The sequence below is a fragment of the Algirhabdus cladophorae genome, from assembly GCF_044772865.1.
Classification (GTDB): Bacteria; Pseudomonadota; Alphaproteobacteria; order Rhodobacterales; family Rhodobacteraceae; genus Algirhabdus; species Algirhabdus cladophorae.
Map to the genome: position 1 here is coordinate 688818 of NZ_CP173029.1, position 17527 is coordinate 706344.

A 17527-nucleotide genomic window follows, 5' to 3' on the forward strand; every position below is an offset into this window, starting at 1 on the left:
TCATACCGCGTCCGGTAGAATTTTAGGCGGCAGGTCACGGGGCGGTGCGGCATCCGGTTGGCGCACATATAGCGGCTTGGGGCGCGGTTGATCCGACAGGGGCGCTGCCACCCGCGCAATGGCTTGGGCAATCGGATAGGCGGGGCGGTGGCCCAATCCCGCCCCAAAAACCGGGGCATCGGTGGGGATGTCGGCCTCTTGGCCCATGACGATTTGGGGGTCGGCCCCATGGGCGCCTTGCCAATAACAGGTGCCACCGCGTGCCTCGACCAGTCCGTAACAGGGGGTGTTTTGCCCGAAAGTGGCGGCTTGCAGGGCCGAGACGCCCACGGCCGGGATCCCGAGGCCAAGGGCCAACCCCCTGGCCGCTGCAACAGAGATGCGGATGCCGGTAAAGTTTCCGGGGCCCGTGCCCACAGCAATTTTTGTCAGGTCAGACCATGCCAGATTGGCGAACTGCAGTTGTTCGGTCAGCAGATCCATCAGTCGTTCGGCCTGACCTTTGGTCATCGGCTCATGGGCTGTGGTCAACAGGTTTTGGCCGCCTGCATCCATAATACAGGCGGTGCAATAAGCCCCGGAGGTGTCAAAGGCGAGGATCACGGGGTGGTGCGGTTAGGCCGCGACAGGACGGACTTCCACCACTTCTGGGATGTAATGGCGCAACAGGTTTTCGATGCCCATCTTCAGGGTGAGCGTCGAGGACGGGCATCCCGCACAAGCGCCTTGCATGTGCAGATAGACCACACCGCGCTCGAACCCGTGAAAGGTGATATCGCCGCCATCTTGGGCCACGGCTGGGCGCACGCGGGTGTCCAGCAATTCTTTGATTTGTCCCACAATTTCAGCATCTTCGCCAGTATGTTCGGCGTGGCCAGAGGCAGGTTTTGTGCCTTCGGCCATGACAGGCGCACCGGATTGGTAATGTTCCATGATCGCGCCCAGAATAGCGGGTTTGATATGGTCCCATTCAGCAGCGTCGGCTTTGGTAACCGTGACGAAGTCTAGTCCAAAGAACACGCCAGTGACGCCTTCAACTGCAAAGATACGGCCCGCAAGCGGAGACTTCTCTGCGGCTTGTGCACTGGCGAAATCGGCTGTGCCAACATCCATGACTTCCTGACCCGGCAGGAACTTTAACGTGGCGGGGTTTGGTGTGGATTCTGTCTGAATGAACATCGCGGAGCTCCTTAAGTTGATCCAGATATGCGATTGAGGTGGCCTGATGTCAAGTTTTAGAATTATTCTAAGAAATGATTTTTGGGGCTTTGCCCCAAGCCCCAAGGTATTTGACGACTAAAGACCGCTCAAATGCTTTTGCGGGTAGCGATGTAGACACCCACGGCAGCGATGCCGATACCAGCCCAGCCCCAAAGCGGCATTGTTTCCCCGACCAAGAGCCAGGCGATGAGGGCCGCAAGGGGGGGGACGAGGAATAACAGGGACGAGACAGAACTTACATCGCCCGCGCGGATCATCGCCAAAAGCAGGCTGACTGCGATCACGGAATTGCCGATCACCAAATAGGCCAGAGCTGCGCCAAACTGCCATGTCCAATCCACGTGGTAGCCGTCTTGGGCGATAATAAAGGGGATCAAACCAATCAAGCCCGCGCTGTAGCCGATGAGGTTCGAAGTGACGGGATGATGGTCCAGCCCAAACCGTTTCTCCCACAGGCTGCCCGATGTAATCCCGGCAAGAGCGATTGCGCAAAAGACAAATCCGATCAGCGGCGGGGCCTCGACCGTCGAGCGCGCCGTGATCACCAGCCCTGTGCCCAAGAGTCCCAGCATAAGGCCCATCCAGCGTTTGCGACTGACCCTTTCACCGGTGCTGGTGGGGGCAAGGATTGCCACGAGGATCGGTTGAAACGACATGATCAAGGCGACGGTGCCCACAGCGATACCAATGTCAAAAGCATAGTAGGAAAAGCCAAAGTAGATGGTTTGAATAAAGAGCCCCACAAGGGCCAGATGACCCCAATCCGCGCGGGTTTTGGGCAGCGGCGGGCGCAGAACGGCAAACATAACGGCCATGATCGCAATCACACACAAAAAGCGCAGCAACAGCAAAGTCATGGGATCAGTATAACGCAGAGCAAGACTGGCAATGCCGTATCCCGCAGACCAAAGGCCTAGGAACGCAAATGGTGCCAGTTTGAGCAGGGTCTGGTTCAGGTGATTGCCTCAAGCCGGTCTTTGGTCATATCACCGGGCACAATTGTGATTGGAACAGGAAGGTCGCCTGCGGATTTGGTCAGGGCAGTGACCAAAGGCCCGGGGCCTTTGCCATCTGTAGCAGCCCCCAGCACCAGCACGCCGATGTCGCTGTCGTCTTGGACTTGGGCCAAAATCTCGCGCAGGGGTTCGCCCTCGCGGATGACCAGTTCTGGGTTGATGTTTTGCTTGTCGCGCATCCATTTGGCAAAAACCTCGAAATGCACTTCGATCCGTTCGCGGGCCTCTTCGCGCATAATCGCGCCCACGCCAATCCAGTGATTAAACTCCTCGGGCGGGATCACTGACAAGACTTCGACGCCACCGCCGGTATTTGCCGCGCGCATGGCCGCAAAACGCATTGCATTGAGGCATTCGCGGCTGTCGTCCAAGACCACCAAAAACTTGCGCATGTGCTGTGCCTCCCTGATTGCCAGCGGCCAAGACTACCGTGGGCCGCGAGGTTGCGCCACTCAATTCTGGGCTTTACCTTTGTTTCAGCTTGGATTTGGCTGCAGCCCAACTGTGCGGGGTGATTTCCCAAATATCCTGAGGCTGTTCGCCGTCTTGATACTGCCCTGTATTGACGCCGATTTTATAAGCGCCGGTTTTGTCTTTCACCGCCTTTGAGGCAAGATTGGTCGATCTGGTTGTCACGCACAACCGCGGCTTTTGCAGGACATCAAAGACATAGTCTTGGGTTACCCCCACGGCTTCGGTCATCAGCCCTTGGCCCCAATAGTCCTGTGCGATCCAAAAGCCGCGATTTTCTGGATCGTCCTTGGCGAATTTGTATTCAATTACCCCGATCAGCGCGCGGGGCTCTTGATGCCAAAAGATCCCCCAAAAATACAGTTCTTGCTGCGTGCTGTCTTTCAGCCTGCGCTCGATGTAGTCGAGGGATCCGTTCTTGGGATAGGGCCATGGGATACCACCAATGTCCTTGATGATCTCCCAATTGGCAAAATGCTGCTGCATTGCAGGCGCATCGTCCAAAGCCACGGACCGCAAGATCAATCGAGTTGACGCGAGCGTGGGGGTCAGCGTGGTCGGCGACATAGCATCACGTCAGATCAGGGGGTGTTGGGCGGCCCAGTCCCAATAAAGATCGCGGGTTTTCTGGGTCAGAGGACCGACTTGATAGTGGGTGTCCTCAAATTGGGTGACAGGCGTCACCTTGGACATATTGCCGGACATGAACACTTCGTCGGCGGCATGGAAGTCGGCGTAGGTCAGCACCTGTTCTACGACTGTGACATCGGCAGCGCGCAAATTAGAGATGTGCCGGGCACGTGTGATCCCGGCAAGGAACGTGCCATTGGCGATGGGTGTTTTGACCACGCCATCCTTGACCATAAAGATATTTGCAGTTGCTGTTTCGGCGACGTTGCCCGCCACATCCGTAGACAGAACATTGGTAAAACCTTTGGATCGTGCTTCGGCCAACATGCGGTTATTGTTGGGATAAAGGCAGCCTGCCTTGGCGTTGACCACATTGTTGTCCAGCGTTGGGCGGCGAAACTGGGTGGTGGTCAGGGTCGCGGTGGCTGTTGGTGGGGCAAAGGGTATTTCCTCTAGGCAGATGGTAAACCCTGTGGTGTCGGGCGACGGCAAAATGCCCAGATCACCGCCATCAATCGCCCAATACATGGGACGGATATAAACAGGCGTGCCGGGATCAAAGAGGGCCAAACCCTCCTGCACCAGTTTGATCATATCGGGCGTGTTGACTGTCGGCGTGATCATCAGCGCCTCGGCTGAGGCATTGACGCGTGCGCAGTGCAGATCGAGGTCGGGCACCAAGCCGTTGACCATACGTGCCCCGTCAAAGACATTGCTGCCCAGCCATGCGCCATGATCACCTGCATTCATGATCGCCACATCGCCGTCGTGCCAAGCGCCTTGGAAATATGTCTTGATCGTTTTGCCCATTGCCATTGGTCTAGCCCTTCTTGCGGTGTCGGATGAGGGTAGGCGGCAATGGGGCTAAGGTCCAGTCACCACATCTGTTTGTAGAGGGTAATAATTTGATCCGACGACGGCACTTTAGGATTGTTTTGGGGCGAGCCTGAGGCGAGCGCCTGATCCGCCATTAGTTGGAGCATTTCGTCGTCAGCCACATGGCCTAACCGCGCCGGCGATGGCACGTCCAGATCGATATTCAATTGTTCCAAACCGGCCACCAATTTGGCGCAGGCCATGTCGTCGCTGTCGTGGTCTGTAGCCATCTCCATAACCCGTGCGCAGGTGGCATAGCGGACAGGGGCCGCGGCCACGGAATAGGCGGTGACTACTGGCAAAAGCATGGCGTTGGACAGGCCATGGGCCACGTGGAAATGCGCCCCAATGGGGCGGCTCATGCCGTGGACCAAGGCCACGGATGCATTGGAAAACGCCATGCCTGCCTGAGATGCGGCCAGCATCAAAGCCTCACGTGCGGTGGGGTTTTGCGGGTCATGGATGGCGGTGCGAACGTGGCGGGCGATCAGCGGCATCGCCGACAGGGCAAAGGCATCGGTGTAGGCAAAGGCGCGGCGGCTGACGTAGGCTTCAATCGCGTGGGTCAGGCTGTCGACGGCTGTATCTGCCGTGATCCGCGCGGGTTTTGTGGTGGTAAAGGTCCAGTCAATCAGGGCGGCGGTGGCCACACATCCAAGGCCCGACAGATTGTATTTCTCTGGTGATTTGGTGTCGGTGATCACGCACCACCGGGTCAGTTCTGACCCTGTGCCGCCGGTTGTGGGGATTGCAATGACAGGTGGGCCGCAGCGATCGATTTGTGCCGGTGCTTTGTAGTCGCGCACATGACCGGGATTGACCGACATAAAGCTAATGGCCTTGGCTGTGTCCATTGGACTGCCGCCACCAAAGCCGATGATGCAATCGTAGGGGGCTTGGGCCAAGGCCTGCAACCCGTCGTCGACGCAGGCATCGGTTGGGTCCTCGACCACGCGATCAAACAGTCCCCATGCAATTTGGGCGGCATCCAGAACATCTGTGATGACCGACAGGTGGCCCAGATCCGCCATATTGGGGTCAGTCACGATCAATGGGTGCGACAGGCCAAGCTGCTGTAACACGTCCGCCAGCTCGCGGGCGACGCCACCGCCAATGCGAATGATCCGGGGCGATTGAACACGGCCAATGGAGTGAGCCAGCATGAGCAGTTGATCCTTTTGCAGAGTTTCCGGCAGCCTAGAAGTGTCCTAGACAAACGGAAAGGCCCCATGTGCGCCGATTTGGGTTTGTGGATGAATGAGTGCCCTTACCAGGGCTGATACTGTGTCAGACGTGCTGAGGAGATGGGTCATGATGGGCTTTTACACGCCACAAGTGCCTGAACCGCTGGGGCTTGATTTGGCGAAATTGGCGGCAGGCGGATCCTGTCCCACGCAGTTTTACGGCGAAACCCATGACGGTTGTGATGTCTATGTGCGATACCGCGGTGGCCGGTTGGCTGTGCATGTGGCGACTACGATTGGCCAAGACGCCCTTGATGGGCGCTGTGTTTTGCAGGTCGATATTGGGGGTGTCTATGATGGCACAATAAGCCTAACGCAATTTTGTCGTCACTTTGGAGTGACTGTGAACGGCGCTATTCCGGGTGAGACTGATCCGAAGGCAGATCGATTAACGGATTTCACGGGGCAGACCACCTATTGGGAGGTGCATCTGGACCAAACAATGGATCAAACGTCGCGCGCTATTGTTTCAAAAGCCTGTGCTGTGTTTTCGCAGGCCATGTTGGTGCAACCCATTTATGACAAAGCGTCCGGATTTCGTGGCGCCTGATCAAGGCAAACTTCAATTGTATTTGTGCTTTAAGCCTTGGCAGTTCCCAAAGCCAATTCGCACAATTGTTCGATCCCCGAACGCTGGCACACAAGTGGAGGAGAAGGCTCATGGGACGTTGAGTATAACGACCCGTTTCCCGACAGATGACAGCAAAACTTTACAAGCACTTGCGCGACTTCAGGCCTGTATAGCAGAGCTTACCGAAGCTGAGTGATTGGAGTTTGGATGCAAAAAGGCTCTTGCTCGCAGGGGGCGCGCGCAAGAGCCGGATGTGGGATCGCGAGGGACAGTATAGGCGATCAAACATCACTGTCTGAGCCGGGACAGGCTTGTGACACTGCGCACGCTCGCAGATGTTTGATTCTGTTTTGTGACAGTCCGTGGGGGATATTTAACGGACCATCCCGACGATCTGGTAGGTTTTGGCCAAGATCGGCTCGGCGATGGCCCGTGCGCGCTCGGCACCCGAGGCAAGGATCTTGTCGATTTCATCCGTGTGCTGCATTAAACGCTCCATTTCAGCGCCAATCGGGCCCAGCTTGGCCACGGCTAAATCCGAGAGTTGTGGTTTGAACGTGCCAAACTGCTGACCTTCGAATTGGGTCAGAACAGTTTGGGCGTCGCTGCCTTCGAGGGCTGCATAGATGTTGATCAGGTTGCGGGCCTCGGGTCGGTCCGCCAAATCATCAAGGCTGGCAGGCAGCGGATCTGGATCGGTTTTAGCTTTGCGGATCTTCTTGGCAATGTCATCAGCCGTGTCGGTCATATTGATCCGGCTCATGTCTGAGGGATCCGATTTTGACATCTTCTTGGATCCATCGCGCAGGCTCATCACCCGCGTGGCACTGCCTTCAATCACAGGTTCGGTCATGGGAAAGAAATCCACACCGTAGTCGTGATTGAACTTAGCGGCGATGTCGCGGGTCAGCTCGATATGCTGTTTTTGATCCTCGCCCACAGGCACGTGGGTCGTGTGATAGATCAAGATATCAGCGGCCATCAGAGATGGATAGGCAAACAAGCCCAGCGAGGCGTTTTGCTGGTTCTTGCCCGCTTTGTCTTTCCATTGGGTCATACGCTGCATCCAGCCCATGCGGGCAACACAGTTAAAGATCCAGCCCAGCTGTGCATGCTCGGGCACTTGGGATTGGTTGAACAACATGGATTTCGCTGGATCCAGACCCGCCGCGATATAGCCCGCGGCCAATTCGCGGGTGTTGTGGCGCAGGTCAGCGGGGCTTTGTGGCACTGTGATCGCATGCAGATCAACCATGCAATACAGCGTCTCGATCCCATCGTCTTGCATAGCCACGAACCGTTTGATCGCGCCAAGGTAGTTGCCTAGGGTCAATCCGCCAGACGGCTGGATGCCGGAAAAGACGCGGGGGGTAAAGTGTGTCTCGGACATAGGTTCGGATCCTGCTGGCAATCGGCGTTGGTGTCGCTTAACTCTGAGCCGGTAGATCGTCAAGGAAAGCCCATGCAACAGCCCCCCAACACAACTGCGCCCTTTAACCCGTTACCGCCTGTCGTTGTGGCCTTGGCGGCTGTCTTGGCGGTAATCGAGATCGCGTTGTCTTTGGCGGAACGGGGCATTTTGGGCGGGGCGCAGGGCATCGGCTGGCGCACGGCGGCTGTGCAGGACTACGGGTTTTACGGGGTCATCGTCCAAGACTATGTGGAACGTGGTGTGACCTCGGGCAACCGATTGATGCGCTTTGTCAGTTATCCATTTGTGCATCTGTCGTTTACCAGTGCGATCTTTAGCATCGTGTTTATTCTGGCGCTGGGCAATATGGTGGGGCGGGTGTTTCGGCCTGTGGCGGTGCTGGTCATTTTCTTTGCGGCCAGTATTTTCGGGGCTTTGGCCTATGGCGCCTTTACGGATTTGAACTTTCCTTTGGTTGGTGCGTTTCCCGGGGCTTATGGACTGATCGGGGCATTTACCTATCTTTTGTGGCTGCGACTGGGGCAAATGGGTGCCCAGCAATTGCGGGCTTTTTCGCTGATTGGCTTTTTGATGGGGTTTCAGCTGGTGTTTGGACTGCTCTTTGGAAGTGATCCCTCGTGGGTGGCTGATATTGCGGGTTTTGTGATCGGTTTGATCCTGTCGCCTTTGGTACGTCCGGGGGGCCTTGGGGAATTGATCAGGCGGATCCGGCGGGACTAGCGGCGCTTCAAGGCCTGACGCAACTCGCCAAAGGTGAAAGCCCCTGTCAGGTGGGCTGTGCCGAAATAGCTGGTGATGCCGAGGCTGATCAGGAGGGCCAATCCGATATAGCGCAGACCCGCGCTGGCGATCATCGGGGCCAGCACGCCGGAAAACGCCACCAAAACCAAACCCATGCCAATCGAGGCAATCATGATTTTGGGCAGGCGGTCGGCAAATCTGGCGTCAAACTGTGCGGCAGGCCCCATGGACCGCGCGCCCAGCCACAACAGCAACACCATAGCCCAAGCGGCTACTGATGTGCCGATGGCCGCGGCCAAGAAGCCAAAGCTGCTTATCAACCCAATGGCCAACACAGCATTTACCACCAGAGAGACCAGCGCGAAATAGAAGGGACGTTTGGTGTCCTCGCGGGCAAAATAGAGCGGCTGAAGCGCCTTTTGCAGAACAAACGCAGGCAGGCCGAGACCGTAGATCGATAAAGCCAGCGCTGTGGCTTCGCTGTCGCTTTGGGTGAACGCGCCACGTTGAAACAGAACTGAAATCAGCTCGAACGGGATGGCCAGCAGGGCAATGGCTGCAGGGATGGTCAGGGCAAGGCTCAATTCGGTGGCGCGGTTGAAACTATAACGCCCGCCTTCGTCGTCGCCTGCCTGCAGCTTGCGGCTGAGATCGGGCAACAACACGACACCAATCGCAATGCCAACAACGCCTAATGGCAATTGATACAGGCGGTCGGCGTAGTTCAGCCACGCGATGGCCCCTTCGGTGAAACTGGCGACTTGGCGGCCAACCAGCAGATTGACCTGCATCACGCCGCCGGCCAAGGCAGCCGGGGCTGCGATGATTGCAAGCCGTTTCAGATCCGGCGTCATGCGCGGGCGGCGCGGTGTGATGTCGATCCCGGCCTTGCTGGCCGACCACCAGACCAACGCCAATTGCCCGATGCCAGCAACTGGTACGGCCCAAGCCAGCGTGGTGCCCATTGGCCAACCTAGGGCAGTGGCCAGCAAAAGGGCTGCGATAAAGACAATATTGAGGACAACAGGGGCGGCTGCTGCGGCCACAAAACGGCCCATAGCATTCAGCACGCCGGACAGAAGGGCCGCAAGCGAGATAAACAGGATATACGGAAACGCGATACGGCCAAAGTTGACGGCCAAATCAAAGCGCACATCACCGACAAACCCACTGGCCATGGCCCAGACCAAATAGGGCATCGCAAAAAGCGCCAAAACCGTAAAAACAATCAGTACCGAGGCAAGTCCGGTCAATGCGTCCCGAGCAAAGCCCTCGGGATCATCGCCTGCCTCAAGTTTTTTGGAGAACATCGGTACAAAGGCCATGTTAAACGCGCCTTCGGCAAAGAACCGGCGGAACATATTGGGCAGCGAAAACGCGATCAGGAACGCTTCTGCCACAGGGCCTGCGCCCAAAAAGGCTGCGATCATGATGTCGCGCACAAATCCCAAGACGCGGCTGAGCAGCGTCCAAACGCCAACGGTCAAAAATCCTGATATCAACCGGATCGGGGTCATGATCGCGCCCGTTCCGATCCCTCGTTGATGGCTTCGCGGAGCCATTTCTCAATGGATTTTTGTTTGCTTTCCGCGTGGAATTTCAGACCGAACATATCTTTGACATAGAAAGTGTCCACCACTTGTTCGCCATAAGTCGCGATCACGGCGCTGGCGATATAGATGTTGGAATTGGCAAAGGTGCGGGTCAGGTCGAATAACAACCCCGGCCGGTCGCGGGTGTCGACTTCGATAATGGTGTAGATGTCTGAGCCTTCGTTGTCGAAGGTGATCGTTGTCGGCACGCGGAAGGCTTTTTCGCGCTTTTTCAACTTGTCGCGGGGTTCCAGTGCGTCGCGGGCCAAGACTTCGCCTTTGAGGATTTTCTCCAGCATCTGGGTCAGACGCGGCAGGCGGCTGGCTTCGAACGGTGTCTCAGCGGCATCTTGGACCCAGAACACAGCTGTGACGTAGCCGTCTTTGGTGGTGTAGCTGCGCGCGTCGACCACATTGGCCCCCACGGAGGCCAGTGCACCCGAGATCCGGCTAAAGATGCCTGGATGATCTGGCATGGCAAAACAGGCGCGTGTGGCATCACGGTCCTCATCCGGTGTCAGCTTGAGCGAGATTTGATCGTCCCGCACATCTGCCAGAAGAAGGGCAAAATCCACATGGGCTGTTACGTGCAACCCTTGCCAATAGGGCGGATAATGGCGGTTGGTTTCGGCCCTGAGTGCCTTTTTATCCCAATTGGGCAAGGCAGCGCGCAGATTCTTCTTGGCCTCAAAGCCACGGGTGGTGCGGTTGATATCCTCCAGCCCGTTCTCAAGGCCCCGCCGGGTTTGCCGGTAGAGGGCGCGGATCAGGGCCGCTTTCCAATTGTTCCAAACATCTGGCCCGACGCCACGGATATCGCAAACGGTCAGCACGGTCAGCAGGTTCAAGCGTTTAACAGTGGTCACGGCCTTGGCAAAGTCGCGCACAGTGCGCGGATCGGCGATGTCGCGTTTTTGCGCGGTATCAGACATCAGCAAGTGATAGCGCACCAGCCATTCAACGGTTTCCACCTCGTCTTTGTTCAGTCCTAATCGCGGGGCCACCCGGCGGGCAATTTGTGCACCAATGATGCTGTGATCCTCGGGGCGACCTTTGCCGATGTCATGCAGCAACAAGGCCACATAAAGGACTTTTCGGTTCACACCCTCGTTTAGGATCGAAGAGGCCACGGGCAATTCTTCGATCAATTCGCTGCGTTCTATTTGCGCCAGATTGCTGATGCATTGGATCGTGTGTTCGTCCACGGTGTAGGAGTGATACATATTGAACTGCATCATCGCGACGATGTTTTTAAACTCGGGAATGAACGCGCCCAAAACGCCCAGTTCGTTCATCCGGCGCAACGCGCGTTCGGGATTGCCGTGTTTCAGCATAAGACCCAAGAACATCTTTTGCGCCTCAGGTCGGGTGCGCAGAGTGTCGTCAATCAAATCCAAATTGGCGGCAATTACGCGCATTGCATCCGGGTGCAGCAGGTAGCCCGTCCGCAGGGCCTCTTCAAACAAATGCAAGATGTTCAAGGGGGCTGCCAAAAACTGGGCTTCGTCCTCGAATGTGATGCGATTTTGCTGGATTTCAAAGCCTGCCTTGACCTTGGGTTGCCGTGCAAACAGACGGGCCAGCATGGGTTCGGGTTTGGTGTGATTGGCTTCGAGTTGGGTCAGGAAAATGCGGGTCAGCTCGCCTACTTTGGTGGCGTGCAGGAAGTAGTCTTGCATAAACACTTCGACGGCGCGGCGCCCTTCGGTGGCTTTGTATCCCATGGCTTCCGCCACTTCGACCTGTAGATCAAAGGTCAACTGATCCATGGCGCGGTTCGTGATCAGGTGCAGTTGGTTGCGCACGGCCCACAGAAAATCCTCGGCCTTGATAAAGGTCTCGAACTCGTCCGTGGTAAACAGCCCAAGCCCCACCAGATCGCGTGGGTTGTCCACATCATTTAGGTATTTGGCGATCCAGAACAGCGATTGCAGATCTCGCAAGCCGCCTTTGCCCTCTTTCACATTGGGTTCAACCACATAGCGTTGGCCGCCTTGCTTTTTGTGACGATCAGCCCGTTCCGCCAGTTTGGCTTCGATAAAGTCGCGGCCTGTTGATTTGAACAAGTCCTGCCAAAGCCGTGTTGTCAGCTCGGACGCAAGCTGGATGTCGCCTGCAATAAGACGCTGTTCGACCAATGAGGTGCGGATGGTATAATCCTCGCGGGCCAAACGAATGCAGTCTTTGATTGTGCGGCTGGAGTGGCCGACTTTGAGTTTCAGATCCCACATCATGTAGAGCATGGATTCGATCACGCTCTCGGCCCAAGGGGTCAATTTGTAGGGGGATAAGAACAGCAGATCGACATCCGAATGCGGGGCCATTTCATTGCGCCCGTACCCACCTACAGCAAAGACCGCCAACTTTTCCGCTTCGGTCCTGTTGGGGGCGGGATGCAGAATTTCGGAGGCCACGCGCAAGACAACACGCACCATATTGTCGGTCAGATAGGCATAGGCTTGGGTCGCGGGCCGTGACACAAAGGGCTGTCGGGTAATATGGGCCTTGATGGTCGCGCGCCCTGTGGTTTGGGCCTGTGACAGACAGTCCACCGTGGCCGTTCGCACGGCTTTGGCATCCGGGTTTGGCCCTAAGGCCGAAATATCGGCAGCGAGCGCCGTCCAAATCTGTGGTGCGTCAAAGATCTCTGCCGGAGGGCAAATCAAGCCGTCCGGCAGGTCATGTGTCAGAATGTCAGGAATATCAGAAACCTGCGCCAGAGAAGTTTTTCGGGGCTTGTTCCACGACCACGACTTGTTGGTCTCGGATTTGTGCCACGGCCAAGCCACGCTCATTCGTGCCATCGGCCCGCAAGCGGAAGATGCCTTGGGTCCCTACAAAGCCTGAGTTGCGGGTCAGCGATCCTGCTGTCAACGCATCAGGCGACCCCGTGCCAGCCAAGGCCCCGATGGCCGCAACGGCGTCATAGGCCAGACCTGCCAAAGGATGCGGGTTCGCGCCATAAGCGGCAGAATAGCGTTTCTGGAAATTCGTCTCGAGCGCGCGATCGGCCAGTGTGAAGTAGCCACCTTGCAACGCGGGCAGTGCGGGTACTTGGGGCTGGGCAGACCAGCGCGACAGGCCCAGCAACATTGTGGATGCACCATTGATGCCATTGTCACCTAAAGCTGAGGACAGCAGCGGCAAATCGCTGGCGGGATTGGCTGTCATGAATGTGGTGTCTGCACCGGTGGATTGGGCCGTGGCAGCGATGCCTTGGGCGGCCCCGACGATGCCTTGTTGCGACAAAGGATAGCTTTGGATGCCGGCGACCTGAAGGCCTGACCGGTCTGCGGCGCGCACAATCGCGTCGCGTCCGACCTGACCGGCCACGTCATCTGCGTGCACAACCAGAACGCGGTTGCGGCCTTGGCGTTTTGCAAATTGGCTGAGCCGGTTAGCGGTGTTTTGGAAGGTTGCCCCCAAAATAAAGACATTGCCGCCTGCAATGGACGCGTTGTTGGAAAAGGCCAGAACATTGATGTTGCGCGAGGCAACCGCGACGCCAGCGGCATTTGCTGCGTTGGCAAACAGGGGGCCAATGATAATTTTTGCACCGTCGTTTGCGGCTTGGGTGGCGGCACTGGCGGCCTGCGCCTCGGTGCCTGCGGTGTTGTAGACCTTGAGGTCTATTTTGACGTTGCTCAGATCACCAATCGCCAAACGCGCTGCTTTTTCAAAGTCTTGCGCTAATAGGGTATCGCTGGATTGGCCCGATTGCATCGGCACCAAAAGGGCCACAGGCACAGGGGCCGATGGGTCAATTTGCTGACCTGCATTGCCGCTGAGCGATGGCCCGGATAGGGACACAGGCTCGCAGGCGGCGAGCGCCGCAAAAGACATAACCGCCAGTGATTTTAAAACGCGCCGACGCGCAATACTTGCAACCTTCAACATGATGACGACTATTCCCCCATTGGTCTTTTTGAGCGCCTTGATGTAGCGCTTCGTCACGCGCGAATATAGCCACTGTGGAGGGCGGGTCGAGTCATGAATTATGAAATTAAGCCACTAAGCGCCGGTTTATACTTTGTCGCAACCCCGATTGGGACGGCCCGTGACATTACATTGCGGGCGTTGGATATCCTTGCCAGTGCAGACGTTATTGCCGCCGAAGACACGCGCACCACAAAACGCTTGATGGATATCCACGGCGTGCCACTAAATGGACGTCAGATGATCGCCTATCATGACCACAATGGCACTAAAGCCCGGCCCGGCCTGATGAAGCTGTTGGCGGCGGGTAAATCTGTGGCCTATGCGTCTGAGGCGGGCAGCCCTTTGGTGGCGGATCCGGGCTATGCCTTGGCCAAGTTGGCCGCTGAAGAGGGGCATATGGTCACTTGCGCACCGGGCCCGTCGGCGCCTTTGGCGGCGTTGACCCTGTCGGGGTTGCCCAGCGATCGTTTTTTGTTTGCTGGCTTTGCCCCCAATGCCAAGGCTGCGCGGCGCAAATGGTTGGGTGGATTGGGTGATGTGCAGGCCACACTGCTTATTTTTGAATCGCCAAAACGTATTCACGCCTTGTTAGCGGATATGTCCGACACTCTGGGCGAGCGGCAGATTGCGGTATGTCGCGAATTGACCAAACGATTTGAGGAGGTCCTGCGCGGATCAGTGTCGGAAGTGTTGTTGGCCATAGAAAATAAGCGCCCCAAGGGCGAGATTGTCGTGGTTGTGGACCGCGCTTCAGCTGTGGTCGCCGATCATGCCAGTATTGAGGAAAGTCTGCGGATCGCTATGGAAACCCTTAGCCGCAAGGACGCCATTGCACAGGTCGCAACGGAATTGGATGTGCCGCGCCGCACGGTGTATCAGCTGGCCTTGGATCTGGATAAATGAGCCAAAGCCTGACCAACTATCATGCAGGCCTTGCAGCCGAGGACAGCGTGGCACGGCACTATCTAGACGCCGGATATTCTCTTTGTGCCAGCCGGTGGCGTGGGCAAAGTGGCGAGATTGATCTGGTTGTCCAAGGTGCCAGTGGCTTGGTTTTCGTTGAAGTGAAGAAAAGCCGTAGTTTCGAAAAGGCTGCACGGGCTTTGGGCGCGCGCCAGCAGGCTCGCATTATTGGGGCTGCAGCGGAATATCTGGCGGCGGCTTATGGCACGTTGGATCACGAGGCGCGGTTTGATCTGGCTGTGGTTGACAGCACAGGCACTGTGCAGGTGGCCGAAAACGCCTTTGGCGGGCTCTAGCCCCATTGAACCTCTGCCGTGGCTGCGCCATGTAGGTGGCGAACCCAAGGGAAGGATACAGCATGGCCTTGAAAATTGCATTCCAGATGGACCCGATTACGGATGTCGATATCAACGCCGACAGCAGCTTTCGTTTGGCCGAAGAAGCGCAAGCGCGCGGGCATTCCTTGTTTTTCTACACGCCTGACAAACTGGCCTATGAGGCAGGGCGCATCACGGCCCGAGGGCATGGAATGGTGTTGCGGCGCGAGCAGGGCAATCACGTCGACCTTGGACCAGAGGAAACTGTGGATCTAGGCGATGTTGATGTGGTTTGGCTGCGCCAAGACCCGCCGTTTGACATGGGCTATATCACAACGACCCATTTGTTGGACCGGCTCAAGGGGGAAACCTTGGTGGTGAACGACCCGTTTTGGGTGCGCAATTACCCTGAAAAGCTTCTGGTATTGGATTTTCCCGATCTCACGCCGCCCACGACCATCGCCCGTGATCTGGAGACACTCAAAGCATTCAAAGCGCTGCACGGGGATATCATCCTCAAGCCGCTTTATGGCAATGGTGGTGCGGGTGTGTTCCGCCTTGGGCCAGACGACAAAAACATGACTTCGCTGCATGAACTGTTCTGTGGGATCAATTCCGAGCCTTTGATTGTGCAAAAGTTCCTGCCTGATGTGTCCAATGGCGACAAACGCGTGATTTTGGTCGATGGTGAGGCTGTCGGCGCGATCAACCGTGTGCCTGCTGCGGGCGAGACCCGTTCGAACATGCATGTGGGGGGGCGCCCCGAAAAGATCGGCCTTAGCGCCCGCGACAAAGAGATTTGCGCCGCCATCGGCCCGCTTTTGCGTGAAAAAGGGCAGGTTTTTGTTGGGATCGACGTGATTGGTGACTATTTGACCGAGATTAACGTGACCTCACCTACGGGCATTCAAGAGCTTGAACGTTTTGATGGTGTCAATATCGCTGAAAAGATCTGGCAGGCGATCGAAGCCAAGCTTTAGGGCGGATTGATTGCCAGTCTGAAGCCTACGGCCTCGGCGATATGGGGGCGGGCGATGACGGCGGCCCCATCAAGATCGGCAATCGTGCGCGCGACCCGCAGAACCCTGTGGTACCCCCGCGCCGAGAGGCCAAATTTCTCGGCAACTTTTAATAGTAATTCTTTGCCAGCGGGTTCCGGTGTTGCGATGTCTTCTAGAACTGCGCCTTCGGCATCTGCGTTGACGCGCATGTGGTCGTGGCCTTCGAAACGCTGGGTTTGAATGTCGCGGGCTTGCATGACGCGCTGGGCGATTTGGGCGGATGTGTCGCCGTCTGCTTCGCCGTCCAGATCGGCAAAACCCACGGGCGGGACGTCTACGCGCAGGTCAAAGCGATCCATCAATGGCCCAGAAATACGGCCCAGATAATCTTCGCCACAAAGGGGCACTTTTGCGCAGGCCCGCGCGGGGTCAGGCAAGTAACCGCATTTGCACGGATTGGCTGCGGCCACCAACATGAACCGGCAAGGATAGCGCACATGGGCATTTGCGCGGGCCACAACGACCTCGCCAGTTTCGATGGGTTGGCGTAGGGTTTCCAGCACGGGGCGGGGAAATTCAGGGAACTCATCCATGAACAACACGCCGTTGTGGGCTAATGAAATTTCGCCGGGTTTTGCCCCTTTACCACCGCCCACAATTGCAGCCATTGAGGCCGTGTGATGCGGGTCTTGGAAAGGGCGGCTGGTGGAAAGCCCGCCTTCATCCAACAGCCCCGACAGTGAATGGATCATCGAGGTTTCCAGCGCTTCCATAGCGCTAAGCGGGGGCAGAATGCTGGGAAGACGCGCGGCCAGCATTGATTTTCCGGATCCCGGTGTGCCAACCATGATCACATGGTGACGGCCCGCTGCGGCGATTTCCAAGGCGCGCTTGGCCTTTTCCTGACCTTTGACCTCGGACATATCTTTGTGAGTGACTGCACGAGACAGAACCCCTTGTTTTGCAGGGGTGAGCAGGGACTGGCCAGTTAAGTGGCGCAGCATATCCCCCAGTGAGGCAGCGGCGATCACCGGCGTTGCTTCGACCCATGCGGCCTCGGCCCCGCAGGCCTTGGGGCAATAGAGCGTCAGATTGTCTTGGGCCGCGCGCATGGCTGCTGGAAGGGCGCCCACTACGCCCACCAAAGCCCCGTCGAGGGACAATTCGCCAAGGCTCAGCGCGTCTTCGACTGTGTCTTTTGGCACCACGTCGATGGCGGCGAGGATGGCAAGGGCGATGGGAAGATCAAAATGCGAGCCTTCCTTGGGTAAGTCAGCCGGAGAGAGGTTAATCGTGATGCGCTTGGCAGGCAGAGCGATGGAAAGGGCCGCCAAAGCTGCGCGCACCCGTTCGCGCGCCTCGGACACAGCCTTGTCCGGCAGGCCCACGATGGAAAACGCTGGCAAGCCGGGGGCCACGGCGCATTGCACCTGAACGATGCGCGCCTCAACCCCTTCAAAGGCAACGGTATAGGTTCTTGAGATCATGGTCCCGCCCAGCGTTAACGAAGTTC

At 57.2% G+C, this 17527-nt stretch carries 17 protein-coding genes; 5 read left to right on the forward strand and 12 right to left on the reverse strand.

The genetic code is table 11. The features are described from left to right. The 7 genes from tsaB to ACIRQ6_RS03360 all read right to left on the reverse strand — a co-directional run bounded on the left by tsaB (window position 1) and on the right by ACIRQ6_RS03360 (window position 5377). Window positions 1-603 (reverse strand): tRNA (adenosine(37)-N6)-threonylcarbamoyltransferase complex dimerization subunit type 1 TsaB, encoded by a 603-nt coding sequence (gene tsaB, locus ACIRQ6_RS03330; RefSeq protein ID WP_420862720.1) that lies wholly within the window; start codon window positions 601-603, stop codon window positions 1-3. A 12-nt stretch (window positions 604-615) separates the two neighbouring features. Beyond that, the gene (locus ACIRQ6_RS03335) at window positions 616-1179 is read right to left on the reverse strand and encodes a NifU family protein (protein ID WP_420862721.1); all 564 of its coding nucleotides are present in this window, start codon (window positions 1177-1179) and stop codon (window positions 616-618) included. 128 nt (window positions 1180-1307) lie between these two features. Next, complete coding sequence (locus ACIRQ6_RS03340; RefSeq protein WP_420863841.1) at window positions 1308-2177, reverse strand: DMT family transporter; 870 nt, start codon at window positions 2175-2177, stop codon at window positions 1308-1310. Then, window positions 2174-2629 carry a universal stress protein gene (locus ACIRQ6_RS03345; RefSeq protein WP_420862722.1) on the reverse strand — a complete coding sequence of 152 codons (456 nt, stop codon included), beginning with the start codon at window positions 2627-2629 and terminating at the stop codon, window positions 2174-2176. Before ACIRQ6_RS03345 ends, ACIRQ6_RS03340 begins: the two co-directional genes overlap by 4 nt. Before the next feature lie 73 nt (window positions 2630-2702). Continuing rightward, entirely contained in the window at window positions 2703-3275 is a 573-nt protein-coding gene (locus ACIRQ6_RS03350; RefSeq protein WP_420862723.1) for a GNAT family N-acetyltransferase, read from the reverse strand. Window positions 3276-3284: 9 nt separating this feature from the next. Further along, complete coding sequence (locus ACIRQ6_RS03355) at window positions 3285-4154, reverse strand: branched-chain amino acid aminotransferase (RefSeq protein WP_420862725.1); 870 nt, start codon at window positions 4152-4154, stop codon at window positions 3285-3287. Between the two features lie 59 nt (window positions 4155-4213). Further along, window positions 4214-5377 (reverse strand): iron-containing alcohol dehydrogenase, encoded by a 1164-nt coding sequence (locus tag ACIRQ6_RS03360; protein WP_420862726.1) that lies wholly within the window; start codon window positions 5375-5377, stop codon window positions 4214-4216. A gap of 148 nt (window positions 5378-5525) precedes the next feature. On the opposite strand from ACIRQ6_RS03360, the gene ACIRQ6_RS03365 reads away from it, so the two are divergent. Next, on the forward strand, window positions 5526-6008 hold the full coding sequence (locus tag ACIRQ6_RS03365; RefSeq protein ID WP_420862727.1) for a hypothetical protein: 483 nt from the start codon (window positions 5526-5528) through the stop codon (window positions 6006-6008). A gap of 394 nt (window positions 6009-6402) precedes the next feature. On the opposite strand, the gene trpS is transcribed toward ACIRQ6_RS03365, so the two are convergent. Then, a complete protein-coding gene (gene trpS, locus ACIRQ6_RS03370; RefSeq protein ID WP_420862728.1) occupies window positions 6403-7419 on the reverse strand; it encodes a tryptophan--tRNA ligase in 1017 nt (338 codons plus the stop codon). 72 nt (window positions 7420-7491) lie between these two features. Between trpS and ACIRQ6_RS03375 the strand changes: the two genes are divergently transcribed. Next, window positions 7492-8181, forward strand: coding sequence for a rhomboid family intramembrane serine protease (locus tag ACIRQ6_RS03375; RefSeq protein ID WP_420862729.1), 690 nt, complete (start codon window positions 7492-7494; stop codon window positions 8179-8181). On the opposite strand, the gene murJ is transcribed toward ACIRQ6_RS03375, so the two are convergent. From murJ to ACIRQ6_RS03390, 3 genes are read right to left on the reverse strand one after another with little or no spacing between them, the layout of a single operon-like run. Further along, complete coding sequence (murJ, locus tag ACIRQ6_RS03380) at window positions 8178-9719, reverse strand: murein biosynthesis integral membrane protein MurJ (protein ID WP_420862730.1); 1542 nt, start codon at window positions 9717-9719, stop codon at window positions 8178-8180. The two genes, ACIRQ6_RS03375 and murJ, sit on opposite strands and share 4 nt — an antisense overlap. Further along, a complete protein-coding gene (locus tag ACIRQ6_RS03385) occupies window positions 9716-12589 on the reverse strand; it encodes a [protein-PII] uridylyltransferase (RefSeq protein WP_420862731.1) in 2874 nt (957 codons plus the stop codon). Before ACIRQ6_RS03385 ends, murJ begins: the two co-directional genes overlap by 4 nt. Beyond that, window positions 12498-13637 (reverse strand): penicillin-binding protein activator, encoded by a 1140-nt coding sequence (locus tag ACIRQ6_RS03390; protein ID WP_420862732.1) that lies wholly within the window; start codon window positions 13635-13637, stop codon window positions 12498-12500. Before ACIRQ6_RS03390 ends, ACIRQ6_RS03385 begins: the two co-directional genes overlap by 92 nt. A 147-nt stretch (window positions 13638-13784) precedes the next feature. Between ACIRQ6_RS03390 and rsmI the strand changes: the two genes are divergently transcribed. The 3 genes from rsmI to gshB all read left to right on the forward strand — a co-directional run bounded on the left by rsmI (window position 13785) and on the right by gshB (window position 15993). Further along, entirely contained in the window at window positions 13785-14636 is an 852-nt protein-coding gene (gene rsmI / locus ACIRQ6_RS03395; RefSeq protein WP_420862733.1) for a 16S rRNA (cytidine(1402)-2'-O)-methyltransferase, read from the forward strand. Next, entirely contained in the window at window positions 14633-14992 is a 360-nt protein-coding gene (locus ACIRQ6_RS03400) for a YraN family protein (protein WP_420862734.1), read from the forward strand. Before rsmI ends, ACIRQ6_RS03400 begins: the two co-directional genes overlap by 4 nt. A gap of 68 nt (window positions 14993-15060) precedes the next feature. Beyond that, window positions 15061-15993, forward strand: a complete 933-nt coding sequence (gene gshB, locus ACIRQ6_RS03405) for a glutathione synthase (RefSeq protein ID WP_420863842.1) — start codon at window positions 15061-15063, stop codon at window positions 15991-15993. Here the strand turns inward: gshB and ACIRQ6_RS03410 are convergent. Beyond that, a complete protein-coding gene (locus ACIRQ6_RS03410; protein ID WP_420862735.1) occupies window positions 15990-17501 on the reverse strand; it encodes a YifB family Mg chelatase-like AAA ATPase in 1512 nt (503 codons plus the stop codon). The genes gshB and ACIRQ6_RS03410 overlap by 4 nt on opposite strands. Between the last annotated feature and the right edge of the window lie 26 nt (window positions 17502-17527).